Below are 25,564 nucleotides of genomic sequence, written 5' to 3'. Positions count from 1 at the left end.
GGACCGATTCACCACTTGCGATGAACCTAAATTCTGGATCCACAGGAATACGAGAGAACTCCAGAGCTGCAAAGTGATGTGTCGGCCCTGTAATGCGAGAACATTTGATAACATTGCCATCTATTCTGATAATCATTACTTCCACCAATCTGGCGCAGGGAAATTCACCGATGCGGCATCATGCGCTTCGCAATATCCGCAGTCTCGTTTTATCTCGATCCACCGTTCAGCTATTTCATGCCGTAAAAGCTGAATATCATCATCAGTAAATGTGCCGACCTGCAAGCGATGCCAAGATTCTGCGATTTTAATGTCACTATCAAATCTAGCCCTTTCAGCAGGAATCCCTAAATCTACATATCTGTCTAAGGTATGCTCGTCCAAGAATAGATGATCCTTAACCTTCTGGATATTCTCGGCTTTAAGTCCTGTATTGCGTGCAATGTCGCCCACATCAGTGGCATTTTCCCGAATGGCTTCATATGCTTCATCAGCAGATCCCGAGAAGCCTCCCGCACCTGTCTGTCCTCCATTTGTCGGTTGACCCGACTGAGTGAGTTCTTCCACTGCGCCCTTACCAAAGAAGCCAAATCTCGTGAGGAGCGCAACAGCCTGCAAAGCGGAGATTGGATTACCGTCAACCGCCTCCTTCACAGTGGCTGGGAGACTGTTCACGAAGAAGGGATCCGCCAATATATACGCTAGATCACCAGTCATCTCCTGTATCTGGGCATCTGTAAGACTATCGTAGTTTTCCGGCGCCCTGAGTTTCCACAACTGAGCGATGGAACCATCGGCAACCAATTTCTCAGCTGCTGCCTCTTTATCTTCTAGAGATACCCAATATGAGATTCCTCCAGAATAACTTGATACAGCAGCGAGAACATTTAGCGCTACACCGTAACATCCAGCGCCAGAATAATTGTTAGCTCTACAAGAAATAAACTCCGCTTGCTGCCGTTTATCTTTTTCTTCAAGTCGCGTTTTCTCACCACAGGCTTTCGAGTCCGCACCCTTTGAGGCAGCACACACTGCTTTTGCCGCATTCAGCGCATCATTGTCTGCATGATTCAGATAGTTGTATTGATAGTTTGCAGTACCATATCCAGCACCATCAGCGCCGCCCACAACTCCGCCCACGCCAGCAGCAAGGGTTGCACCAATCAGCTTAGCGAGCGCATCGCCTTCGGGTGTTCCTTCGTATTTTGTGCCTTTAAGCATGCCCTTGACGAGCTCGGCGATAGCCGGCGCCATCAAGGTCGTCGCGGCACCGCCCAGAGCGGCTTTAATCGCGCCTTCCCAGCCATTGACGCCACCAAGAATACCGCCTCCGATGGCGTGCAGCAGCGCACGGCCTGCACCGCCTTCCTTCCAGTAGTCCATCCCTGCCTGGTCTTGGTTCAGAGTAGCTTGCTTGTAGAGTTCGCTGGCAATATCACCGGCAAGCCCCGCCATAGTTTTCTGCGCTTCCTGCAGATCGGCCTGCGTCTTGTATTGGTCGCGCAGGATGTTCTGCAGATCTGGTAGGCCGGGTAGCGACGTGTTGGTGTTTTCCGTGTCGCGTCGGATCGTGCCGATGGCCTGCGTCTGGTGCTCGGGATCGGTAATCGTGATGTCGATGTTGCCGCCGATGGCCGAATAGGCCTTACCGGTTTCGCTCTCCCCGTCTTTGACCTTTGCGAGACTCAGGCCGCCGGAGCCGATCGAGGCGCCGTAGGTGTCGGCCTTCCAACGCGAATGGGTATCGACGTCGGAAACTTCGAGTGTACCGGTTTCGAAGTGGTTGTCGCCGGCCGGAGCCTCGCTGGTGAGCAAGCCGCCCACGAGCGTCGTCTTCTTGTCGACAGTCAGATCGAGGCCGCCGGTGCCGGCATGGATGCCGGATTGCTCGGAGACCAGGGCGGCATCGCCCGTCGCCTTCTGCGTCGAGCCGGAGGCACTGAAGCCGTCCGTGCCTATCGAGCCGGAGAGGTTGAGCTGGCGGGCCTCTGCGGTGGCCGTGTCAACCAGGCTCTCGACCGTCAGGTTACGGACAGCAGCGGTCACCGAATTTCCGGTGACGGTGGCGCCCCTCAAAGTGAGGTCGTTGGTCAAAATGGTGACGTCGCCGGTGCCGTTGACACGGGTGTTGTAGTTCGTCAGCCCCGTCGTGCCGTCATTACCCTTGCCGTAGGAACCGCTGACGCTGACCCCGGGCACGCATTTCGACTTCGTGCCGCACTCCCACTTGACGCCTACGCCAACACTATACGACGAGTTCTTGCTTGACGTATCCGACGAGCCGGTCGCCGCATTGAGGTTGATGTCGCCATTCTTCGCCGACAGGAGGATGTCTCCGGTTAGTGGATCGTCGGAGATGGTCGGCAGGCCGAACTTATCGTAGCCCGCGGCAATCTGAGCGCCGTCGCTGGTGATCGAGCCATTCTCAGCCTCCAGCGCGATCGAGCGGCCGGCGCGGATGTCGGTAACGACGGGCGTCGAGGATGACGAGGACGAGCTGTTTTCCTGATGGTTGACGCCGGCCGACAGCGACACCGAGAAGCTGAGGCCTTCCGCTGTGGGAGAGGTGTCCGTTAGTTGCTTATAGGCTTCCTTCAGGCCCTTGTAGCCCTGATAGAAGCCGAGACCGGCAATGGCGGTGTTGGTCACGGCGTTGACGCGGGTATCGCCGGCAAGGCGCTCAGCCGAGTTCATGATGCTGCTGGCTGCTTGGCTGACCTGGCTGGAGACGCTGAGCGTCACGCCGGCGAAGGTCTTCTCATGCATCTCCTCATAGTTGGTCTTATCCGCGGCCGACAGAAGATTGATGTCATTTTTCGCAAACAGATTGACGTCCCGTTCGGCCGCGACCTGCGTGGCCTGCAGGTTGACGTTGTTGCCCGCCGAAATGTTGAGGTCGCGCCCCGCCGAGAGCGTCGACGCCGCATTGGTGTCTGACTGCTGCGCCGAGCTGTCCTTGCTTGTTTGCGCGCCGATGCCGACGGAGAAGCCACCATTGCCGGCGGAGAAGGACAGGCCGAAGCCGGACTTCTTCTCCTGCTCGGACTGCGAGAAGCTTTCCGCGCCGGGCGTCACGTTGACGTCGCGTGCCGCCGACAGGTTGATGTCGCGCTCGGCGTCGACGGACGAGCCCAGGATGTTCAAGTCGGTCGCCTTCGCAGTTAGCGTGACGTCCTCGCCAGCGGAAAGCGCCGAGCCGACATTCAGCTTCGAGGCCTGGGCGCCCTTGTTCTGCTGGCTCCCGTAGATCGAAATGAAACCGCCACCGCCGCCGACACCGAAGCCGGATTTTTTGCGCTGCTCCTCGAGCTCGTGCGTCTCCTGCGCCCCGATGACCGAGACGCTATCGGCCGTAACGGAAATCGATTTGTCGGCAGTGGCCTTCGAACCCGATATCACCGCCGCGCCGTCAGCACTCAGATTAATGTTGCCGGATGCGCCGAGTTCGGAGGCGACGGTGGTCTCGTCGTAGCTCTTGTAGCTGGATGAGCCCTTGGACAGGAAGCCGCTGCGCGAGCCCTTGTCGTCCTTGGCGCTGGTGTCTTTGCCGGAGGCGATGACGAGGTCGCCGCCGGTGGTGATGTTCAGGTCTGCCGCGGCGCCGCCCTCCTTGCCGGCCTCGATCTTCGAGGCGGAGATGACCGTGTCCTTGCCGGACGTGATATCGACGCCTGCGCCGCCGCTGATCGATGAACCGACGGCTGTCGTCGTCTCCAGATGGGTGGTGGTCTTCTCGCTCGTACCGAGGAAACCGCCCTTGCTGCTGAGCCTGGTGTCGAGGGTCGCGGTGTCGGTGGCTTCGGCGATCGTCACGTCGCCGTCGGCCTTGAGAACGAGCTTGCCGTCGGCTGCAAGCTTGCTGCCGACGATGTTGAGGTCGTGATCGCCGCTGCCGCTGCCTGCCGTCACCGAGAGATCGCCGCCGGCCGATATTTCCGAGCCGACATGGGTGATCGACGAGGCGGACTTCTTGCCGAAGGTGGATGCGGAATGCTCCTGCGCGGCCGTGACGTTGATATCGTCGCCGGCGCTGAGCGCGACATTGCCGCCGGCCTTGACGGAGGAGCCGGAGAGCAGGATGTCGTCGCCTGCCTTGACGGTCGCATTCGTGCCGGCGGAAAGCTGCGATTGCTGCTGGTCGGTGGAGAGGGTCCTGGTGTAGCCGGACTGGTTGTTGCGGGCGACATCGGTCGACACCACTGCCACCGAGCCGTTGTCGGCGGTCACATCGAGCGTCGTGCCCGCCTTGGCGGAGCTGCCGATGACGTTGACGTTATCGGTGGCCTTGATCGTCAGGGCCTTGCCGCTGGCAACCTGGCTGCCGGTGGCATTTACAGCGTGACCGCCTGCGGTCATCGCGGGCTGGCCGTCGTTTTCGACCTTGGCGGCATCCAGCGTTACATTTTTGCCGGAGAGCGTGGCGTCACCCGTGGCATTGACCTTGACGCCCTTGAGCGCGAGATCGCCGCTGCCGCCGGCAAGCTGCAGAGCGCCACCTGCCGTCACGCCTGCATTGGTATTGACGACGTTCTGGCCGCCGATCGTCAGCGTCTGGGCCGCCAGCGTAATGCCGTTGGTGGCATTGAGCGCCGTATCGCCGCGCGACAGGAACGTACCGCTGCCCTGGATGGAGCTGCCGGAGACTTTAAGGCCGCCGGCGGATGCGATCAGGCCGGAATTGTCGACATTACCGACATTCATATCGACCGAGCCGCCCGCCATGGCGGCGCCGGCGCCGGTCAGCTTCTGCCGGTCGGCGGCGGCGACATAAACGACGGGCGCGAGCACCTGCACGCCGTTGACGGTCTGCCACTGGTAGAGGACGATCGACTCGGTCAGCGCCGCCGCCTGCTCAGGCGTGAGGCCCTGGCCGACGGCCAGGCCATGATTATTCGCATAGGTGGCGCCCTTGTCGAGCAGCGTCTTCATCTGCTCGATGGCGTCTTTGCCGGCAAGGAAGGTGCTTCTGCCGAGCCCTTCGCCGACGAGCTGCCGCAACTGCGTGTCGATCAGTTGGTTTTCGAAATAGGCATCTCCGAGGAACGGCACCGTCGTCTCCGGCTGATAGCCGATTTTGTCCATGAAATAGCCGGAGCCATAGAAGGTGCCGACATCGAGGTAGGCTGCGCGGGTTTCGAACAGGAAGGTCTGGTGGGCTATCTTGCCGCCGAAGCCGCCGGAATTCGGTTTGGCGGGAGGCAGGAGGGCGCCGCCGCCGAGCCCCGAATTGACGTTGAACAGCGCGCCGCCGGCGGTCAGGCCGGTGAGTGCCGAAAGCGGATCGCCGGGATTGCTAGCGGCGGCGACGCTGGCGCCGCCGGCCATCGAGCCGGCCGCCGACGTATTGTTGACGCTGCTGTAGTCGACGGAAAGCGCGCCGCCGGCCTTGATATTGGCCGATACGCCGCCGATCGCCTGGACGGAACTGACGATGGTCGAGCCGTTGGCGATGTTTTTCGAGGGATTGGCGGTGCCGTTGGCATTATAGGCGGTGCAGGCGCCCTGGGCGTTGCAGGTCGTCGTCGTCGTGCGAAACAGGGTGACGCCGGTATTATCAAGCGTCGAGCCTTTCAGCGTCGCGCTGCCGCCGGCCTCGATCGAGCTGTAGGCATTGGTGAGATTCGTGGCGTCGATCGTAAGGTTGCGGCTCGCCCGGATCGTCGCTTCCGGGCTGAGCGTGCCGACCAACCGGTCTTCGTAGACCGACTGGCTGAGATGGGACGACCAATCCCAGCTGTAGGTGGTGCTTTCATCAGAGCCGCTGAAATTCACCTCGTCGACGATGAAATAGCGCGACGGATTGTTGGGATCGACAACGGGATTGCCGTTCGCATCCCTCGGTACGCGGGCCCTGATCCAGTCGATGATCGGCGTGACCTTCTCCGGCCCGTCGGCCGAGATCCAGGTCCATGCACGATAGGTCGTGCCGTCGGCAAGCGTCGCCTTCGACCAGAGCAGCGGCTGATAATCCTGCCACAACCCCGGATCGACGCCAGCATAGAGCTGGAACATGTTCTGATCCGCGGTCTCGAGATAGCCGAAAGGCAGGCCGGCGGCGACGGGGTTGAGCGTGAAGCCGCTGACGACGCCCGAGGAAACCAGCGTCCCGGTCGTCCATTGCGGAGTGGCGGCCCGCTGGTTGGTCAGATTGCTGGTCAGGATGGACATGTCGTTTCCGGCCTGGATCAGACCGGAAACATTGGTGACTTCAGCATTTCTCTGTAACGCCGTCACCCCGGCAATCGTAAGATCCTTGCCTGATATGATGGCGCCCTGGTCGTTCGTAAGGACCCCGCCGATGAACAGACGGGCATCATTGCGGGCATAGGCAAGGCCGGTGGCGTTGTTGGTCAGATCGCCGGAAATGTTGACGGTGAGATCGTGGCCGGCGGCCAATTGCCCGGCATTGGTCAGCGACGGCAGGGTCAGCGTCAGGTCGTGATCGGCGAGCAGCGCCGTGCTGGCCGAGGTGGAGAGGCTAGAGGCGTTGATGGCGATGTCGCCCGAACCGCCGGCATTGGTGACGGCATTGATCCTGGCACCGCTGAGATCGGCGGTGCCGGAGAGATTGAGGGCGAGGCCGCCGAGAGTGATGCTGCTGTTGGCGAGGTTGGCGCTGGCGGCATTGAGCGTCAGCGTACCGCCGGCGGCGAGGTTGCTCGCCCTGCCATTGGAGAGGTCGATATTGGTGGCGGTGAGCGTCAGGTTGCCGGCAGTGCTGGTGGGATTGCCGTAGCTGATCTGGCCGGAGGCGGAGAGATCGGCGTCGCCGAGGCTCCGCAGCTTGCTATAGGCGAGATTCTGGCTGGCATCGGCCGAAAGATCCCCGCTGCTCACCAGCGCATTGGAAACGGTGATCGAACCATTCGTGGCGGTAAGGCTCATATCGCCCGCCGGCTGCAGCACCAGTGCGGCATTGGCGGATTGGGCGGTGGCGGTGAGATCGACGCCGGAGGCGATCGTGGCGGCTGCAATCGAACGGCCTGAAGCCGTGACGTTGCCCTCAGCCAGGACATCACCCGATATGGCAACGTCGGCGCCGGCCGACAGCGTGAGATTGTTGCCGCTGACAAGCGAGGCGGCGGCGATCGCGCCTGAAGTCGCAGTAACGGAAAGAGAGCCTGTGCTCTTCACCGAACCTGCAATCTGGATACCGCCCAAGGTGGCGGACAGGATGAGCGCATTGCCCGCCACGACGCTGCCGGCGGCGATACCGGCAGACGACGTTATCTGGACGTTGGCGGCGCTGTTCACCTCGCCTGCGACACTCAAGAGGCCGCTGCTGCCGGACAACAGGATGTCATCATCGGCGGCGACCGTATCGAGGGTGATGCCCTGGTCCGCCTGAACGGTGACCTTTGCCTTCGACGTGACCTTGGCAGCCGTCACCTTCGCCTTCGAGGAGATCGAAACGCCCTGCTGGCCGGAGACATTGCCGAGCGAGATCTTGCCGTCGGCAGACAGGAACAGCTCGCCGGCATTGGCGGCCATGTCGCCGCGCATGCGCACGCCGGCGCCCTTTTCGGTGACGACGATCTTGATGCGGTCGGCCTGCATGGCGCCGAGCGCCGAACCGTCGATCGCATATTCCGGCGTGCCTGATGTGGCGGCAAGCGCCGTGGCGTTGCCGGTGGCATAGTCGAACTGATTGCGGCCGGCCGTGACGCGAAGATCCTTGCCGTAGACCGGGCCGTTGACGGTGACTGAACGCGAAACGATATCGAAGAGATCCACAGCGCCAGGGCCGGCGGCGAAGTTGCCGCCATTCGGTCCGATGGTGACATCGCCGCCGTTGACCGTGAATCCTTTCAGCGCGCCGTCCGCGCCGATATCGGGGACGCCTGTCGTCAGCGTCGCATGCGGCGTGTTGATGAAGCCGCAACCGTCACAGGTGATTCCGTTCGGATTCGCGATGACGACGTCGGCGCGCCCGCCGAACACCTCGATCGCGCCGTTCAATGCCGAGCGATTGCCGCTGGTCACTTCGTTGAGGATGACCGATGCCGGCCCCGATGTATTGAGATTGGCATTGCCGGGCGTGACGCCGCCAAGATTGGAGGTGCCGATCTCGCCCTTGAAGTTGTTGAGGATGAGGCCCGGCGTGCCGACGTTGAAGTTGTCGTATTTGTTATGCGACAGGCCCTGGCTGTTCGGCGTGACGATGTCGATGAGCGGCACGCCGTTCGGCGCCGTGCCGACGCCTGGCTGATTGGCCGCCGGCGCCGTGGTGCTTGCCGAGACTGACTGGGCATTGGCAAGCATCGGCTGAAACACGAGCAAACTGCTCAGCAGGAGTGCGAGCGATTGGCGGGCAAAATGCGTGAACCTGCGAACGGATCTTCCATCGGCCCCGGCGACGTCACGTTTTGTTGTCGTCGACTTGCCCAGTCTCTTGCTCATCGTATGTTTTCCGCCGCCCGCAGCCGCGCAGCGGATAAAATCACGCTGCAGTTGTACTTTTTCAAAATGACCGACACCATAACCCTTGGTCACGGTCAACTTCCGCCTGTGCTTGAGGTAAATGCAATCCGAACAAAATGGACGCGATTTGCCGCGTCCATTCATGTCCGGCTTGCCTATTCCCCGAACCTCTTGAACGTGATGGAGGAATAGGCTCCCGGAAGGACCTCCCTCATGACCTCGCGTTCGGCCGCGCTTGCTTCCTGACCGACCACGATGGGGTGGGTCCTCGTGCCGTGAACACGGAAGTAGCCGGCGTCGACGATCTGACCCTCGCCAATGGTGATCGTGCTCGCACCTTCCAGTGCGCTGATATAGCTGAACAGGCCGCCATGGTCGCCGCCCGCCTCGAGCGTCGTGGTCCCGTTCGGCGAAGACATCTGGCAGGAAGCATAGGTCACGACATAAGTACCGGGCGCGATCGGAGCGAAGACGCGTTCGTACTCTTTCGCATTGCCGACAGGGTTGAGGAGATTGCCTTTTATGTCCGCCGGCTTGCTTTGCTCGGGCAGAAGCCATTTGAAACCGCTGTAGACATCCTCAGGAGCAGCCACCTTGTCAGGTTCGCCGTCGACGAGCTTGCGAAGACGAATCTGGCCGTCGCATCGGATGGGACCGAACAAGCCGGGATAAAGAAAGCGTACGAGGATCAGCGCGCCTTTCTGTTTCCTTTTGTTGAGGATCTCGGTGGATTTTGCCACTCTTTCGCTAGCGACCATCCCGGGATCCGTTGTCCCGCCGCACGACGCCAGCAGCACGGCTATGATGCTCAATCCCGCAGCCGCAAAAGCTCTTTTGGTCATACGACATTTCTCCGTTTCGATTGGGACAGAGGGTTCAAACCGTGGCGCGGCCCCGCGCCATCCCTTCGACAATATGACTGCTCATCGCAGGCCTTATTTCTGGGTGAGCCAGGTTTTGACGTTGCGGGTGAAGGACTTGGACAGGCGCTGTGCCATGATGTCGGGCGCCCCCGAGGTCGTTGCCGCATTGATGGCGACAGCAACGATCACGCCGTAGCCACTCCCGCGCATGGAGAGGTCTTCGCCATGGATATTTTGCGCTTCGGCGATCAATTGCCCTGTCTTGGCGTCCTCCAGCCGGACGGTCCCATCGATCATGCTGTCATGGCCGCCGATGATCCGGGCCTGTTTGGTGGTGACATCGAAGACGTGCAGCGTGACGACCAACCTGCCGCGCGTGGGGCCGCCAGGCACGCCGATCAGTTCCTTCGCCATCGTGGCCTGAAGTGTGCGAACCGCCTCCTGGACCTGCTGGTCCGGCTTGTCGCCGAAACCGAATGTCTTGACGTCGGGGGCCAGCTCGATCCGAATCTCGCGCACCGATGTCCGCTGAAGGGCGGCGATCAGCCGGGGGTCTATCCTCGTGGTGACGCAGGAGGCCAACGTCGCCGCCAGCAGGAGAAGGGTTAGAAAACGCATGATACGCATAACAACTCCAGGATTCTCTAGTTCGATTGGTCTGCAGGGTTCAGTTCCGGCTGTCCGACGAGGAGGCAGGCTTCGGCTTGCTGTCGAGATGTTTGTAGAGCTCGGTCAGCTGCGACTTCGGCGCCCGGCATCCCTTCGATTTGGCGATGCTGGTCAGGACATTGTTCCTGTTGCGCAATGCATCGATCTCGACCTTCTCGGGCGATTTCGGGTCCATGAAAAACAGCGCCGGCAGGAACAGCAGCACACCGGTCGCCCCAAGGACGATGTTCTTGCCTTGCGCATCGGTCCGCTCCTTCACCGTCGACGAGATCTGCCGCTCGTTGGCCTCGAATTCACGGGTGATGCCGGCGCAATCGAAGGCGCTGTCGGACGGGTTGGTCGAAGCGACCGGACGTGCCTCTCGGCCGGCACAGCCGGCAAGAGCCAGAGAAAAGGCAAGGATCAGCGCCGTCGATCTTGGAAGGATTTTGGCGGGCTTGTTTGTCGAAATGCTGCGGGTGGTCATTGTCCTGCTTTCGTTACCAATGAGCGGATGCGCTGAAATAAAAGAGCCCGCCCTCGACATCGTCGAGGCTGCTTGCAACAATGTCGGAATAGCCGAGGTCGGCGCTGATATTGCCGCCGACGGTCCTGATGCCGGCCGTCCAGCTGGCGAGATCGCCGCCTGTCATGTCGAAGCGTTTTTGCGCATAGACATGGCCGTAGTCGAAGCCGAGATAGGGGCGCAGCTCACCGAATGCCTTCGCAGCCGCGCCGCCATTTTGGTTGGACCCCGTTCTCCAGACGATCTCGTTGTGGCTGAACGCGCCGTTATTGCCGAACAGCACGCTTTCGCGGGTGCCGCGGACATTGCCGTAACCGCCGAGCGAGATCTGTTCGGCGCCAAGGAGATTGTCGGGAGAATATTGACCTGTGATGAGCGAGGTCAGTTCAAACTGCCGGCCGCCGGCCTGGAACGGCTGCGTCACACTGATCGTGGCGTTGAATTTCGAAAATCGCGGATCGGCATTACCGGCGCCGGGATCCCCCGGGTCCACCGCATCGAACAGGCCGAGCCCCTTGTCATAGCTGGCGTCGAACATCCAGATGCCGCCGAACATGCGGCGGGAATGGGAAATGCCGATATCGCCGACCGTATAGCGGCGGCTGCCGACCTCGATCAGATTGCCGAGCAGGAAATTGTTGGTCTGTTTGTAGGTCAGGCCGCTGCGGACGGTGGTGATCGAATCCTTGTCGCGGAAGACGACGCGATCGATGCCGAGACCCGCCTGCCCCGAATTGCCCGAGGTTTCGAGCGTGCTGAAGTTTCCTTCGACGGCACTTTCATACTGGTACCAGGAGCCGTTCAGCGAAACGGTGGAGTAACCGTAGGGCACGCTGACGCTGCCGGAATAGCTGTTGCCAAAACCTTTTCCGTCGTCGCTCCACGGATAGTCCGGGCCGCTATGCTCGTAGGAGAAGTTCCACTGATCGTTGATATCGAGCAGATCGTCGAAGCCGAGCGATGCCGAACTCCGGGAAAAGCCGGTGCTTTCCTGCCCCATATTGTTGTTGCCGAAGGAAACGTGCCAGGGCCGCCCCTGACGGTTTTCGATGTTGAGGATGGAGGTTCCGTCCTTCGGACCGGGCAGCATGGCCGACTTGGCATCGTTGAACTGCAGCCGGTTCATCTGGTCGAGCCCCTGCTCGATATCGCGGATATTGACCACCCGGCCGATCAGACCTGGAAAGGCTGTCGCCAGCGAAGCGTTGCCGGCAACTTTCTGGCCATTGAGATAGATGTCGGAGAGCGTGCCTTCGACGACGAGAAGGCGGAGGATCCTGGTCTTGCGGATATCCTGCTGCGGCACATAGGCCCGCGAGGTGACGTAGCCGTGATCGATATAGAGATGGGTGACCTCTCTGAGGACCGCATTGATCTCGGCAAGACCGATGCAGCGGTTGCCGTAGGGCGCCGTCACCTTGCCGATTTCCTGCGCCGAGAGAAGGTGCGTCCCATCGATCTCGACCCGGGTGATGTCGAAACAGGCGCCGTTCCCGCCGCCGGCGGGCACAGCGCCGTGCTCCGTCTCCGCGCCGCCGCCCGGGGTGGCGCGGCGAAGCGCATCCAGCCGCTGCGTCTGCGACTGCTCGTCCTGACGGCGGTTGAAATCATCGGCCGGCGTTTGTGCGTAGGCGGGGGCGATCGCCACTGCGAGGGTAGCGCCAGCAACCAGAAGGCATCGAATTTCTGTGGTCATGGGTGAAATTCGGCTACTTCGCGGCGATGGACTGGAGTTCGTCGAGGGCCGGTTTCAGCCCTTTCAGCGAGAAACGGATATTGACGTCCTGGCCGTTCATCAGCCGCACCAGCCCTTCGGCACTCGCGCCCTTTTTCAGCGCCGCGGCCGTCTTGGTATCCAGCGCCAACTGCGCCCAGCATCCGGTCTGGTTGCAGTTTCGGTAATCGAGCCTGGCGACGGGCTTGCCGTCCGCCTTGATCGACAGGCCCGAGGGCAGGAAGACGTTGAGCGGCAGAAGGGCAGTCAGCACCAGCGGCGGCTTGCCCTTGTCGGCCTTGCCTTGGGAGCCGGCCGGCAATGCTGAAATCGCCAGCGTCAGGATATTGACCGGCTTGCCGTCCTTGGCGACTTGCGCGACCTGTGCGACCTCGCAGGCCTCGGTGCCTTCAGCACCGGTGCAGCGATAATACCAGTCGTCGAATTTCTGTGATCTTATTGTCGGCGCCGATTGGGCCGGCGCCTGCACCTGTTCTTGATCCGCTGGAACGGCAGACTGCGCAAAAGACGGATTGGCACAAACAATATATATCAAAGCCGGGGCGATCGTCCGGAGGCCCCGCTTCATGCCGCTTTTCGAAAAGTATCTCATTTAAAATGCAACTTCAGGAAGATTTTATTCACGTGGCCAGTCATATCGCTACAATCCGCACCTCGGTCAACCTTAACGTGTCAGCACGGTAAAGTTTGCGTTAGGTATTTACTTCGCGTTCTGGGAGATTCCGTCCAGTCTGCCCGAGACCCCACTCTCGACGACATCGCCCGCCGATTCCAAAATTAGAATGAAACCGAGTGGCGAGGCATAGGAGACGACACGCAACTTACGCGAAGCTGGCCATCAGCTCGTTCTCATTGAAAATCAGGCGCATAGGCGGACGGGATGAATAATTCCGCGCTATCGGAAATCCATAGGATTTTGCGGAAGATGAGCCGCACTCATTTTGAAGAAGAGACGTTCCCAGGCGCTGGGATCATTTCCAATACTGCGCGCAAATACAGAGATGTATTTTAGAAATTCATTGCACCACCGGTTGCTATTGTTGTTCTTTCGTAAAAAGAGAGCACAACCGAATGGCGAAACGGTAATGCCGGCGTTGCTCGGAATGGAATCCGCCGATAACATTCGGGAAAATCATGTTAGCCGCGAATCGGCGATGCTGATCCTTCCTCTCTCGTGAAAGGCCGAGTTGCAGGGAACGATTTCACGCGCGGCGCAGCCGCAGGACTGTCATTTTCGAGATGACATCCGCCCCGTTCTCTGCGAAAAAGAACGTGATGAGAGACAGGGGCGTTCGTCGGAAGACGGGCTGAGAAGCACCCTTCGAACCTGAACCGGATAATGCCGGCGGAGGGAGTCGCTCGGGGTCGCGGTTTTGCCCGCACGAATTGCCCCGTGCCCGCCCCCGCCTGAAAGGGGCCACATGCAGACCAGGACCACGCCAGGAGCCATGCTGAAGGCGATGCGCGACAAGCCGCCGCTCGTTCAGTGCATCACCAATTACGTCGCGATGAATGTCGCCGCCAATGTTCTCCTGGCCGCCGGCGCCTCGCCGGCGATGGTGCATGCGGCCGAGGAAGCCGGCGAATTCGCCGGTATCGCCAATGCGCTGACCATCAATATCGGCACGCTGTCGACGCAATGGATCGACGGCATGCGGGCGGCGGCGAAGGCGGCGACCTCCGCCGGCAAACCCTGGGTGCTCGATCCGGTCGCCCATTATGCCACGGCGTTCCGCCGCGATGCGGTCGCCAGTCTGCTGGCACTCAAGCCGTCGATCATCCGCGGCAATGCTTCGGAGATCATCGCCCTTGCCGGCGGCGAGAGCCGCGGCCAGGGCGTCGACAGCCGCGACCCGGTCGAGCAGGCCGAAGGTTCGGCGCGATGGCTGGCTGAGCGGCAGCAGGCAGTGGTTGCCGTGACCGGCGCTGTCGATTTCGTCACCGACGGTCAGCAGGCAGTGCGCATAACGGGCGGCTCGGCCCTGATGCCGCAGGTCACTGCGCTCGGCTGCTCGCTCACCTGCCTGGTCGGCGCCTTTGCTGCGACCGCACCGGACGATCTGTTCGGCGCGACGGTCGCAGCGCTTGCAACCTTCGCCATCGCCGGCGAGGAGGCAGCGCTCGGTGCCGCCGGGCCCGGCTCCTTCGCCTGGCGCTTCCTCGATGCGCTCAACGCGCTCGACGCCGAAACACTCGACGCCAGAGCAAGGATATCGGCCGCATGAAGCATTTCGATCTTTCGCTCTATCTCGTCCTCGATCCCGAACTCTGTGCCGGGATCGGCATGGTCGAGACCGCCCGCCTTGCCGTTGCCGGCGGCGCGACGATGGTGCAGTTGCGCGACAAACGGGCCGGTACCACCGCGATGGTTGAGACCGGCCGCGCCTTGAAACAGGCGCTCGATGGCACCGGCGCCCTGCTGATCGTCAACGACGATGTCGAGGCGGCAATCGCCATCGGTGCCGACGGGTTGCATATCGGCCAGGAGGATATGGATGCGTTGACGGCGCGGGGGATGATCGGCCCCGAGATGATCCTTGGCCTGTCGGTCGAGACCGAAGCGCTTGCCGCTGCCGTCGATCCCAGCCTGGTCGATTATACCGGCGTCGGACCGGTCTTTGCGACGCCGACCAAGGCCGACCACAAGCAGCCGATCGGTTTTGACGGTCTGGCGAGGCTGGTGACTGCCTCGCCGGTGCCGTCGGTGGCGATCGGCGGCCTCAAGGCGGAGCATGTGGCCGAAGTCTTTGCCGCCGGCGCCAAGGGGCTTGCCGTGGTCTCAGCGATCGCAGGCACGCCGGACCCAGAAGCGGCGACACGCCGCATCGCCGCAGAAGTCCGAAAGGCCCGCGCATGATCCGCAACGTCCTCTCCATCGCCGGCTCCGACCCCTCGGGCGGCGCCGGCATCCAGGCCGATCTCAAGGCCTTTTCCGCCCGCGGCGTCTACGGCATGGCGGTGCTGACGGCGCTGACGGCGCAGAACACCCAGGGTGTCAGCGGGGTGCATCTGGTGCCGCCGCAATTCGTCGCCGACCAGATCAATGCCGTCTTTGCCGATGTACGCGTCGATGCCGTCAAGATCGGCATGATCGCCAATGCCGGCATCGCCGAGGCCGTCGCCGCAGCCCTTTCCGCCTCTCTGGCTGCAGCACCGGCCGACCGGCGCGCCATCCCTGTCGTCATCGACCCGGTGATGATTGCCAAGGGCGGCGCCGCCCTGCTCGCGCCCGAAGCGGTCGACGTGCTGACCCGCCGGCTGCTGCCGCTTGCCACCCTTCTCACCCCGAACCTGCCTGAGGCCGCCGCCCTGCTGCATCAGCCGGTCGCAACCGACCGCGCCGAGATGGCGGCGCAGGCCGAGCAACTGCGTGCGCTCGGCCCCGCCGCGGTGCTGGTCAAGGGCGGCCATCTCGACAGCGACGAGAGTCCCGACGTGCTGGCCACCGCCGGCGGTCTGCACTGGTTCGAAGCTTTGCGCGTGCCGACCAAGAACACCCATGGCACCGGCTGCACTCTGTCGAGCGCGCTGGCCGCCGAACTCGCCAAGGGCGCCCCGGTGCAGGAGGCCGTCGCCATCGCCAAGGATTACCTCGCCGCCGCGGTCGCCGCCGCCGGAACCCTCACCGTCGGCTCCGGCCATGGCCCGGTGCAGCATTTTCATGCGCTTTGGAAAGACAGCGAGTGAGCCGACCTTCTTAACAGCTTCACAAATATCATGACTGCGCTCAAGAACGGCCCGGCCTCCCCGGGCCGTTTTGCGTTCCCCTATCGGCCCAGCAGCCCCATTCAAAAAATCCCTGTTGACAAGCCCGGCGAGATAGCCAAGTCTATCTCATTAAAAGGGTATACATTCCGCAATAACGGAATAAAAGGAGGGATGACAGGTGCCAGACCTGCTTGTGAGCCTATATTCCACGGAACTCGCCGACCTGAAACAGAAAGCCGCTGATGCCGGCATCTCTGTCCGCCCAGCCCTCCCCCCGGAACTGCATCTCGTCACCGGCTGGGTGCGCGAACGCTTCAGCCAGAATTGGGCAAGCGAGGTCACCGTCGCCTTCTCCCGTCAGCCCGTTGCCTGCCTGATATCAGTCGAAGGCGGCAGGCTGCTTGGTTTTGCCTGCTACGACACCACCGCACGGGGTTTCTTCGGCCCAACCGGCGTCGATCCCGAAATGCGCGGCAGGGGTATCGGGCTCGCGCTGTTTTCCGCCTGCCTGCAGACGATGAAGGCGCTCGGCCATGCCTATGCATTCATCGGTGATGCCGGCCCGGTCGATTTTTACGCCAAGACCGCAGGCGCAATCACCATCCCTGCCCCCGACAGGGGCATCTACGAAGGCATGCTGCGAAGCACGCCGATCATCTGATCCCGGAGTTACAGAATTGTCCTCGACCCCACTCGCCCTTTTCGTCGGCCTGCCGAACCCTGCCATTTCGGATGATGAATTCGCCCTGTTCCGCGAGACCAATCCGCTCGGCCTCTTCGTCGGCCGCCGCAATCAGCGCGAGCCGGAGCAGACGAAGCGGCTGATCGAACGTTTCCGCGAGGCCGTCGGCCGCGACGACGCGCCCGTCTTCACCGACCAGGAGGGCGGCCGCGTCCAGCATCTCGACGCCGGCCCCTGGCCGCTCTTCCGCAGCTTCGGCCAGTTTGCCGAACTTGCCCGCCGCGATTTCGATCTCGGCAAAAAGGCACTGCGCCTTTCCTCCCAGGCCATGGGCGCGATGATGACGGAACTCGGCCTTTCCAGTGGCTGCTCGCCCGTTCTCGACCTCGTCTTCGAGACGACGAGCGCGGTCATCGGCGCCCGCTCTTTCGGCCCTGATCCCGATTTCATCGCTGCCCTCGGCCGCGAGGTGGTCGACGGCCTGCTCGAGACCGGCAACATGCCCGTGATGAAACACATTCCCGGCCATGGCCGCGCGACACTCGACTCCCATAAGGAGCGGCCGGTCGTCGATGCCAGCCGCGAGACGCTCACCGCCACCGATTTCAAGCCCTTTGTCGCGCTGAAGGACACGCCCTGGGCGATGGTCGCCCACGTCGTCTACTCGGCCTATGACGCGGAACTGCCGGCGTCGATCTCGCCTGTCATGTACAACGTGATCCGCAACGACATGGGTTATGAGGGCGTGCTGATCTCCGACTGCATCTTCATGGAATCGCTGCAGGGCACGCTGCCGGAACGCGTCAGACAGGTGCTCGACGCCGGCTTCGATATCGCCCTCCACAGCCACGGCGACATCCCCGAAAGCGAAGCCGCCGCCAAGGCCGCCCGGCCGCTGACAGAAGCCGCGCTGAAGCGCATCGCCGCCGGTAAAGCCCGCCTCGGTAATCTCAAGATCGACATCCACACCGCCCACGCCGAGGTCGAAAGCATGTTTGCAAGCGCGCCGGTCTCCTGACCGGCAGATTATTTTTCACCGCATAAGAAAAGGGGAATAGAACATGAAAAAATATCTTCTTGCCGCCGCAGCCCTGACGCTGTTTTCGGGATCTGCCCTGGCGCAGACGGTCCTGACCGCGAATATCGAACCGGCGACCACCTGGGTCCGCAACTTCAACCCGTTCAACCAGACCTCGGCGCGCCAGTCGACGCTCGACTTCATCTACGAGCCGCTTGTTATTTTCAACCGCTTCGACAGCAACAAGCCGGTCTATCGCCTGGCGGAAAGCTTCAAGCTCTCCGACGACCTGAAGAGCATCGATTTCAAGCTGCGGCCGAACCTGAAATGGTCCGACGGCAAGCCGCTGACGGCAGCCGACGTCAAGTTCACCTATGATTACCTGAAGAAGTTCCCGGCGCTCGACTTCGTCAGCATCTGGAGCTTCATCACCGACGTCAAGGCCGTCGACGGCCAGACGGTGCGCTTCACGCTCGCCAATCCGAGCTCGCTCGCCGCCGAGCAGATCTCGCAACTGCCGATCGTACCGGAACATGCCTGGAAGGACGTCGCCGATCCCGTCACTTTCGCCAACGAGAACCCGGTCGGCAGCGGACCGCTGACGGAGGTGCCGCGCTTCACCGGCCAGACCTACGATCAGTGCCGCAACCCGAACTACTGGGATAATGAGCACCTGAAGGTCGACTGCATGCGCTTTCCGCAGCTTGCCGACAACAACCAGATGCTGACGGCAACGGCCGACGGCACGCTCGACTGGGGCGTCTCCTTCATTCCCGATATCGACAATGTCTATGTCTCCAAGGACCCGGCGCATTTCCACTATTGGTATTCGCCAAGCAGCATGGTCGCCTTCCTGTTCAACCTGGAAACAGCGAACGAGAACAACAAGAAGGCCTTCAACGACCTGAAGTTCCGCCGCGCCGTCTCAATGGCGCTCGACCGCAAGACGATGATCGACGTCGCCGGCTACGGCTATCCAACGCTGAACGAAGACCCCGGCCTGATGGGCGAGCTTTACAAGAGCTGGGCCGACCCATCTGTTAAGGCCGACTTCGGCAAGTTCGCAACCTACGACGCCGATGCCGCCAAGACTCTGCTCGACGAGGCCGGCTATAAGGACAAGGATGGCGACGGGTTCCGCGATAATCCCGACGGCAGCAAGATCTCCTTCTCGATCATCGTTCCGAGCGCCTGGACCGACTGGATCGATACCGTCAATCTTGCCGTCGAAGGCATGCAGGCGGTTGGCATCGACGCCAAGATCGAAACGCCTGAAGAAGCCGTCTGGACCGGCAACCTCATCAACGGCACCTTCGATGCGGCGATCAACAGCCTGCCGGCCTCGGCCTCGCCCTATTACCCCTATAAGCGCGCCTTCAGCGCTTCGGACAAGGGCAAGACCCGCTTCACCGCGCAGCGCTGGTTCAATCCTGATGTCGAGAAGCTTGTCACCGAGTTCACCCAGACCGCGGATCTTGCCAAGCAGAAGGATGCGATGAACAAGGCACAGCGCATCGTCGCCGAAAACATGCCGATGATGCCGGTGTTCAACAATCCGAATTGGTATCAGTACAACACCAAGCGCTTCACCGGCTGGTCGACCAAGGAAAACCCCTTCGTCAATCCGTCGATCTCGCGGACCAATCCGGCACGCCTCTTGAACCTGCTGGCTCTCGAGCCGGTCAAGTAAAGCATTTTGATACCGGGGGCGGTGCCAGCGCCGCTCCCGTTACGACGGAGTCCCCATGGCTTTCCTGCTTCGCCGCCTGGTCTTCTACATGGCAGCCTTCATCGCGGCAGCGACGATCAATTTCTTCCTGCCCCGCCTGATGCCGGGCGATCCGGTGCAGATCATGTTCTCGAGCGCCGGCACCGAATTGCCGCCGGAAAGCCTGCAGGCGCTGAAGCTCACTTTCGGTTTCGTCGATGGCCCGCTCTGGCAGCAATACTTCACCTATCTCGGCAGTATCTTCACCGGCGATCTTGGCCGCTCGATCAAGTATTTCCCGCTGCCGGTCGCCTCGGTTCTCGGCCATGCCCTCGTCTGGACCGTCGCCCTGATGGGAACCGCGACGATCGTCAGCTTCACGCTCGGCACCTTCCTCGGCATCGTCGCCGCCTGGCGGCGCGGCAGCCGGTTCGACGTCGTCGTCTCGGTCGGCGCGATCTTCGCAACCTCGGTGCCGGCTGTCGTCACCTCGCTGATCGTGCTCTTCATCTTCGGCTTCACGCTCGGCTGGTTCCCGAACGGTTATGCCGCCGATCCCTCGCTCGATCCGGCCTTCAGCCTGCAATATCTCGGCAGCGTCGCCTATCACGGCATCCTGCCGATGGTGACGCTCTGCACCGTGTTGATCGGCGGCTTCACCGTCACCATGCGCAACAACATGATCAACCTGCTCGGCGAGGACTATATCGTCATGGCCCGCGCCAAGGGCCTTTCCGACCGGCATGTGATGCTCCGGTATGCGGCGCGCAACGCCCTGCTGCCGACCGTCTCCAGCCTTGCCATCGCCATCGGCACCATCCTCGGCGGCTCGCTGGTGACCGAGGTCGTCTATAACTATCCCGGCCTCGGCAATATTCTCTACCAGGCGATCCTCGCCCGCGACTATCCCGTCATCCAGGGCCAACTGCTGATCATGACCGCCACCATGCTGATCGCCAATTTCATTGTCGACGTCAGTTATATCTTGCTCGACCCGCGGCTGAAGGGAGCATGAGATGAAGACCCTGCTTCGAAACCGCAAGGCGCTCACCGGCCTCGCCATCATCGCCGTCATCGTCATCGTCGCGATCGCAGCCCCGCTGCTGACGCAATATGATCCCGCCGCCCGCACCGGGCGGCCGCACCAGCCGCCGTCGCTCGATCACATCCTCGGCACCACGCGCATCGGCCAGGACGTCTTTGCCCGGCTGATCTACGGCGCGCGAACCTCGCTCGCCGTCGGCTTCGGCGCCGGCCTGCTGATTACGCTGGTCGGCACCGCGCTCGGCATCATCGCCGGCTACCGCGGCGGCAAGACCGACGAGATCATCAGCTTCTTCACCAATATGGTGCTGGTCGTTCCCAACCTGCCGCTGCTGCTCGTGCTCGCCGCCTTCATCGGCCAGGCAAGCCCCGTCGTCATTGCCCTCATCCTCGGCGCCACTTCCTGGGCCTGGGGCGCCCGCGTCACCCGCGCCGAGACGCTCTCGGTCAAGCACAAGGATTTCGTCAAATCAGCCGAGATGATGGGCGAGCCGCAATGGCGGATCATGACCTTCGAGATCTTCCCCAACGTGATTTCGATCGTCGGCATCAATTTCATCGGCAGTGTCATCTTCGCAATCATCACCGAGGCGACGCTTGAGTTTCTCGGCCTCGGCGATCCCCGGGCAATCTCCTGGGGCACCATGCTCTACAATGCGCAGAAGGCCTCGGCGCTTTCGGTCGGAGCCTGGTGGGATATCCTCACCCCCTGCTTCGCGCTCGCCTTCCTCGGCATCGGCATGTCGCTGTTGAATTTCGCCGTCGACGAGATCGCCAATCCGCGGCTGCGCACCGGCAATCATCTGAAGCGCTGGTCGCTGCTGGTCCGCTCCGGGGAGGGCCGCCTGTGACGCAGCCGTTGCTGTCGGTGAGGAACCTCACCATCGATTATATCGGCGAGGAGAAGGACTTCCGCGCCGTCGACGACGTCAGCTTCGATGTCGCGCCGGGCGAAATCTTCGGTCTTGCCGGCGAATCCGGCTGCGGCAAGAGCACCATCGCCTTCGCCATCAGCCGCCTGCACAAGCCGCCGGCGCTGATCCGCAAGGAGAGCCGCATCCTGCTCGACGGCCGTGATGTGCTCGGCCTCGACCGGCAGGCGCTTAGTGCCTTCCGCTGGCGCGAGGTCGCCATGGTCTTCCAGAGCGCCATGAACTCGCTGAACCCGGTGGCGCGCATCGAGACGCAGTTCCATGACATGTTGCGCACGCACAAGGGCATGACGAAAGTTGAGGCGCGCGAGCGTACGGCTGAGATGTTGCGGCTCGTCGATATTTCGCCGGACCGCATGCGCGACTATCCGCACCAGTTTTCCGGCGGCATGCGCCAGCGCATCGTCATCGCCATCTGCATGGCGCTCGATCCAAAACTCGTCGTCATGGACGAGCCGACGACAGCGCTCGATGTCGTCGTCCAGCGCGAGATCCTGCAACGCATCAACGAATTGCGCCGCAGCTTCGGCTTTTCCGTGCTGTTCATCACCCATGATCTCGGGCTGATGGTGCAGTTCTGCGATCGCATTGGCATCATGCTCGCAGGCAAACTCGTCGAGCAGAACAGTGCCGAGGCGATCTACAAGACGCCTCGGCACGACTACACGAAAAAGCTCTGGGCCTCCTTCCCCTCGCTTCATGGAGGCGTGCTGTTATGAGCAATGCCATCCTCGCCCTCGACAGGGTGACGAAAACCTTCGGCCATGGCCCATCCGCCGTCCATGCCGCCCGCGCCATCTCCTTCTCGCTGCAGGCCGGCCGGGCGCTGGCCCTCGTCGGCGAATCCGGCAGCGGCAAGACCACCTGCGCTCGCATGGCAATGCGCGAGTATCAGCCGACATCGGGGCAGATCCTCTATAAGGGGCGACCGGTCGAAGTAGCGAAATCGGCCGAGATCGCCCGCTACCGCCGATCGGTGCAGATGATCTTCCAGGATCCCTTCGCCTCGCTGAACCCTGCCCACACCATCGCCCACCACCTGCGGCGGCCGCTGCAACTGCATCGCCCGGAGATCAAGGGCGCCGCGATCGATGCGACGGTCCGCGAACTGCTGCAGCGCGTCAGGCTCGATCCCGATCTCGTCGCGCCGAAATATCCGCACGAGCTCTCCGGCGGCCAGCGCCAGCGCGTCAACATCGCCCGCGCCTTGGCCGTCAAGCCGGAGGTGATCGTGGCGGACGAGCCGACCTCGATGCTCGACGTCTCGGTGCGCCTCGGCGTGCTCAACCTGTTGAACGAGATGAAGCAGGAGATGAATCTCGGCCTGCTCTACATCACCCATGATATCGCCACCGCCCGTTATGTCGCCGAGGACATCGCCGTGATGTATGCGGGCCAGATCGTCGAGTGGGGCAGCGTCGCGGGGGTGATCGACAATCCGCAGCATCCCTATACCAGGCTGCTGCTCTCGGCCGTGCCCGATCCCGAAGTCCGTTTCGAAGATCCGAAGGCACGCCTCAGACCCGACGAGGTGGAAGATATCCGCCGCCGTTCGGCCGCGCCGCAGGACGAGATCGTCGAAGTGGAGCCGGATCACTTCATGCGGATGATCTGACAACTCGTTTGATTGCGCCTCAGCTGAGTTCTTGAGCGAGACCGAGGAGAAGCCCGTCGGGCCCGCGGATGTAGCAGAGCCGATATGTATCTCCATATTGGACGACTTCGCCTACGAGTTGCGCGCCACGCGCACGAAGCCTTCCAAGCGTATCGTCGATGTCGTCAACGGTGAACATGACGCGGAGATATCCCAGCGCGTTGACGGGAGCGTTGCGGTGATCTGCGACGACATCTGGCATGAGGAAGCGGGAGAGTTCGAGCCGGCTGTGGCCATCAGGCGTGCGCATCATGGCAATCTCGACACGCTGATCGCCCAGTCCGGTGATACGTCCGGCCCATCCTCCCTCGATCATGGCCCGTCCTTCGAGTTCGAGGCCGAGTTCGCCAAAGAAATCAATTGCGGCTGCAAGGTCTTCGACGACGATGCCTACATTGTCCATCCGCTTGAGCGCCATATTTCCAATCTCCAAAGTGTCGTTGCAATCACGAGGTGGCGCCTCGTTTAACAAAGGACGTTTGAGGAGCACGAACACCGACAGCCGTCCCAACCGAATTCGCTGCTAACCACATCAAGAGCTTGAAGATGGAACCGCCTCAAACCAGCGTCCCGTTTTCAAACGCTGGCGCCTGCTTACTGGCCCCGCTCATCACCCTATGCTAGGGGACGGTTCCTTTCCATGCGAGGCGAAACCGTCATGCTGCCCTGGATCCAGCTCGATTGCGCGACCATTCCCGGTGAAAACGGTGAACTCAGGCTGAAGCAGCGCGGCAACGAGTTCTCGATCATGCTGGGCGCCAACGAGTTGATGAACAGCCGCCTCAGCGGTTCGGAGGAGGCGTTGGCAACGCTTTCCTGGGAACGGATCAAAGCGCATCCGAAGCCCCGAATCTTGATCGGCGGGCTCGGCATGGGCTTTACGCTGCGCGCCGCTCTCGCCGTCCTTCCTGAAGATGCCGGGATCACCGTCGCCGAACTGGTGCCGGCCGTCGTCGCCTGGGCGCGCGGGCCGATGGCCGAGGTCTTCAAAGGCTGTCTAGACGATCGGCGCGTCACCATCCATCAGGGCGATGTCGGCGAGGCAATCCGCGCCGGCAAGGGCGCCTATGACACGATCCTGCTCGATGTCGACAACGGCCCGGATGGGCTGACCCGCAAATCCAACGATGGGCTCTACGATTTTAACGGCCTCCGCGCCGCTCGCGACGCGCTTCGCCCCGGCGGTGTGCTCGCCGTCTGGTCATCCGGTCCCGACCCCGATTTCACCCGCCGCCTCAAGGACAGCGGCTTCTCCGTCGAAGCCGTCAACACCCGCGCCAACGGCAAACGTGGCGGCGCCCGCCACGTCATCTGGCTGGCCGTCAAACCGGCTCGCTGAGATTTAACTGCCCGAAGCGATCCTGCGGGCGGCATTGATGGCGCGGCGGGCGCCGGAGCGCAATTGCGTCGTCTCCGCACCGGCAATGACCAAGTCGAAACCGAACTTCAAGAGTTCGCCGGCCCGCTCGCCATCGGCGGCATAGGCGCAGGCAAATTTGCCGTGGGCCCGGCAGCGCGCAACCGCATGCTGCATGGCGCTGTCGATCTCGGCGGCGTTCGGCGCCACCTGATCGCCATTCGACAATGCGATCGAAAGGTCGGACGGACCGATGAAGATGCCGTCGATGCCGGCAACGCCGAGGATAGCATCGATCGCCTCAAGTGCCGCCCGGGTCTCGACCATGGCGATGGCGACGGTCAGCGCGTTGGCGTTTTTCAGATAGTCGTCAGCGGACAGGCCGGTGTGGTTCAGCGCCAGCGACGGTCCCCAGCTGCGCTCGCCGAACGGCGGATATTTCGTGGTCCTGACGAAGGCTTGCGCGTCTTCGGCCGAATTGATCATTGGCGCGATGATGCCGGAGGCGCCGGCGTCGAGCAATCGCGAGGCGGAAGCGAAATCGCCGACCGGTATGCGCGCCAAGGCTGGTTTGCCGGCGAGGCGCACCTGGCCGACGGCGTTTGCTGCCGCCGGCATGTCCCACAGGCCGTGCTGCATATCCAGCACGACGGCGTCGAAAGCCTCCTGCGCCAGATGGTTGGCGAGCGTGGCGTCCGGAATACCCACCCAGGCGGAGATCATGCCGCCCTGGTGGTTCCTGATCCGTGCCGCGAAACCGTCGATTTCAGCTGCGCTCATGCCATTCTCCTCAGTTCATTGGCTCGATCAGAAGGGTTCACGGCCTCATCCTTTCCGGTGTAGCCGCGAAAGGACGATCATGACCACGACTCCCAGTCCCGCCAGGATGGCTCCCCAAAGGATCCAGATCGTTTGCCTGATCATGAAGCTGGACGACGGATAGGGAAAATAGCCACTTCCCTGGCCGATCCAGATCAGTCCGAAGATGATCATAAGCACTCCGAGAACATATCCGATCGTTCGCCACATGCTTCAGCCGCCTTCCCTATCGATTCGATCCCACAATGGCGACCGGCTTCGTTCATGACAAGGCTTCTCCTGGGCGCAAACGAAGGAATCACAACCCGCTGAAATCACTCAATTCTTTTTGAGGCAGCCTCTCATGCGCTTCAGCAACCCGGCCATGGTCATAGTGACTATTGCTGTACGTCCAATGAATGACTTTAGATTCGTGAAAATATCAATCACTATAGGACGGGTACAATCCC

The 25,564-nt window shown here is 61.8% G+C and carries 20 protein-coding genes and 1 riboswitch; of the genes, 11 read left to right on the top strand and 9 right to left on the bottom strand.

Annotation, left to right across the window (positions count from 1 at the left end):
• Window positions 1-135 precede the first annotated feature (135 nt).
• From FFM81_RS29360 to FFM81_RS29335, 6 genes are all read right to left on the bottom strand, one after another.
• Window positions 136-8,400 (bottom strand): hemagglutinin repeat-containing protein, encoded by an 8,265-nt coding sequence (locus FFM81_RS29360; protein WP_246401428.1) that lies wholly within the window; start codon window positions 8,398-8,400, stop codon window positions 136-138.
• Window positions 8,401-8,576: 176 nt separating this feature from the next.
• Window positions 8,577-9,263 carry a hypothetical protein gene (locus FFM81_RS29355; protein WP_138385925.1) on the bottom strand — a complete coding sequence of 229 codons (687 nt, stop codon included), beginning with the start codon at window positions 9,261-9,263 and terminating at the stop codon, window positions 8,577-8,579.
• 93 nt (window positions 9,264-9,356) lie between these two features.
• Window positions 9,357-9,911, bottom strand: coding sequence for a hypothetical protein (locus FFM81_RS29350; RefSeq protein ID WP_097536641.1), 555 nt, complete (start codon window positions 9,909-9,911; stop codon window positions 9,357-9,359).
• Window positions 9,912-9,951: 40 nt separating this feature from the next.
• Window positions 9,952-10,419 carry a hypothetical protein gene (locus tag FFM81_RS29345; protein ID WP_138385924.1) on the bottom strand — a complete coding sequence of 156 codons (468 nt, stop codon included), beginning with the start codon at window positions 10,417-10,419 and terminating at the stop codon, window positions 9,952-9,954.
• A 13-nt stretch (window positions 10,420-10,432) separates the two neighbouring features.
• Entirely contained in the window at window positions 10,433-12,154 is a 1,722-nt protein-coding gene (locus FFM81_RS29340; RefSeq protein ID WP_138385923.1) for a ShlB/FhaC/HecB family hemolysin secretion/activation protein, read from the bottom strand.
• A 13-nt stretch (window positions 12,155-12,167) separates the two neighbouring features.
• Entirely contained in the window at window positions 12,168-12,785 is a 618-nt protein-coding gene (locus FFM81_RS29335) for an invasion associated locus B family protein (RefSeq protein WP_138385922.1), read from the bottom strand.
• 682 nt (window positions 12,786-13,467) lie between these two features.
• Window positions 13,468-13,564, top strand: a riboswitch (TPP riboswitch).
• Between the two features lie 50 nt (window positions 13,565-13,614).
• Between FFM81_RS29335 and thiM the strand changes: the two genes are divergently transcribed.
• From thiM to FFM81_RS29285, 10 genes are all read left to right on the top strand, one after another.
• Window positions 13,615-14,418, top strand: a complete 804-nt coding sequence (gene thiM / locus FFM81_RS29330; protein WP_138385921.1) for a hydroxyethylthiazole kinase — start codon at window positions 13,615-13,617, stop codon at window positions 14,416-14,418.
• On the top strand, window positions 14,415-15,050 hold the full coding sequence (thiE, locus tag FFM81_RS29325) for a thiamine phosphate synthase (RefSeq protein ID WP_128398699.1): 636 nt from the start codon (window positions 14,415-14,417) through the stop codon (window positions 15,048-15,050). Before thiM ends, thiE begins: the two co-directional genes overlap by 4 nt.
• Window positions 15,047-15,880, top strand: coding sequence for a bifunctional hydroxymethylpyrimidine kinase/phosphomethylpyrimidine kinase (gene thiD / locus FFM81_RS29320; RefSeq protein WP_128399679.1), 834 nt, complete (start codon window positions 15,047-15,049; stop codon window positions 15,878-15,880). The genes thiE and thiD overlap by 4 nt, the downstream gene beginning before the upstream one ends.
• 199 nt (window positions 15,881-16,079) lie before the next feature.
• Window positions 16,080-16,562, top strand: coding sequence for a GNAT family N-acetyltransferase (locus FFM81_RS29315; RefSeq protein ID WP_003563936.1), 483 nt, complete (start codon window positions 16,080-16,082; stop codon window positions 16,560-16,562).
• 16 nt (window positions 16,563-16,578) lie between these two features.
• Window positions 16,579-17,601, top strand: a complete 1,023-nt coding sequence (locus tag FFM81_RS29310; protein WP_003563938.1) for a glycoside hydrolase family 3 N-terminal domain-containing protein — start codon at window positions 16,579-16,581, stop codon at window positions 17,599-17,601.
• A gap of 43 nt (window positions 17,602-17,644) precedes the next feature.
• Window positions 17,645-19,291 (top strand): ABC transporter substrate-binding protein, encoded by a 1,647-nt coding sequence (locus FFM81_RS29305; RefSeq protein WP_138385920.1) that lies wholly within the window; start codon window positions 17,645-17,647, stop codon window positions 19,289-19,291.
• 55 nt (window positions 19,292-19,346) lie between these two features.
• The gene (locus FFM81_RS29300) at window positions 19,347-20,324 is read left to right on the top strand and encodes an ABC transporter permease (protein WP_138385919.1); all 978 of its coding nucleotides are present in this window, start codon (window positions 19,347-19,349) and stop codon (window positions 20,322-20,324) included.
• A 1-nt stretch (window position 20,325) separates the two neighbouring features.
• Window positions 20,326-21,204, top strand: coding sequence for an ABC transporter permease (locus FFM81_RS29295; protein ID WP_128399681.1), 879 nt, complete (start codon window positions 20,326-20,328; stop codon window positions 21,202-21,204).
• Window positions 21,201-22,004, top strand: a complete 804-nt coding sequence (locus tag FFM81_RS29290) for an ABC transporter ATP-binding protein (RefSeq protein WP_138385918.1) — start codon at window positions 21,201-21,203, stop codon at window positions 22,002-22,004. The genes FFM81_RS29295 and FFM81_RS29290 overlap by 4 nt, the downstream gene beginning before the upstream one ends.
• A complete protein-coding gene (locus FFM81_RS29285; protein WP_138385917.1) occupies window positions 22,001-22,900 on the top strand; it encodes an ABC transporter ATP-binding protein in 900 nt (299 codons plus the stop codon). Before FFM81_RS29290 ends, FFM81_RS29285 begins: the two co-directional genes overlap by 4 nt.
• Before the next feature lie 19 nt (window positions 22,901-22,919).
• Here FFM81_RS29285 and FFM81_RS29280 read toward each other — a convergent pair whose 3' ends face one another.
• The gene (locus tag FFM81_RS29280; RefSeq protein ID WP_138385974.1) at window positions 22,920-23,357 is read right to left on the bottom strand and encodes a VOC family protein; all 438 of its coding nucleotides are present in this window, start codon (window positions 23,355-23,357) and stop codon (window positions 22,920-22,922) included.
• Between the two features lie 240 nt (window positions 23,358-23,597).
• Here FFM81_RS29280 and FFM81_RS29275 point away from each other — a divergent pair, with 240 nt between their 5' ends.
• On the top strand, window positions 23,598-24,278 hold the full coding sequence (locus tag FFM81_RS29275; protein WP_025418911.1) for a spermidine synthase: 681 nt from the start codon (window positions 23,598-23,600) through the stop codon (window positions 24,276-24,278).
• A gap of 3 nt (window positions 24,279-24,281) precedes the next feature.
• Here the strand turns inward: FFM81_RS29275 and FFM81_RS29270 are convergent, their stop codons facing one another.
• The gene (locus FFM81_RS29270) at window positions 24,282-25,076 is read right to left on the bottom strand and encodes an HpcH/HpaI aldolase family protein (RefSeq protein WP_138385916.1); all 795 of its coding nucleotides are present in this window, start codon (window positions 25,074-25,076) and stop codon (window positions 24,282-24,284) included.
• 45 nt (window positions 25,077-25,121) lie between these two features.
• Window positions 25,122-25,325 carry a hypothetical protein gene (locus FFM81_RS29265; protein ID WP_003563952.1) on the bottom strand — a complete coding sequence of 68 codons (204 nt, stop codon included), beginning with the start codon at window positions 25,323-25,325 and terminating at the stop codon, window positions 25,122-25,124.
• Window positions 25,326-25,564: the final 239 nt, after the last annotated feature.

This window comes from Rhizobium hidalgonense, assembly GCF_005862185.2.
In the GTDB taxonomy this organism is placed as follows: Bacteria; Pseudomonadota; Alphaproteobacteria; order Rhizobiales; family Rhizobiaceae; genus Rhizobium; species Rhizobium hidalgonense.
The sequence above is the reverse complement of the archived record's forward strand: the minus strand, read 5'-3'. Positions and strand labels throughout refer to the sequence as shown.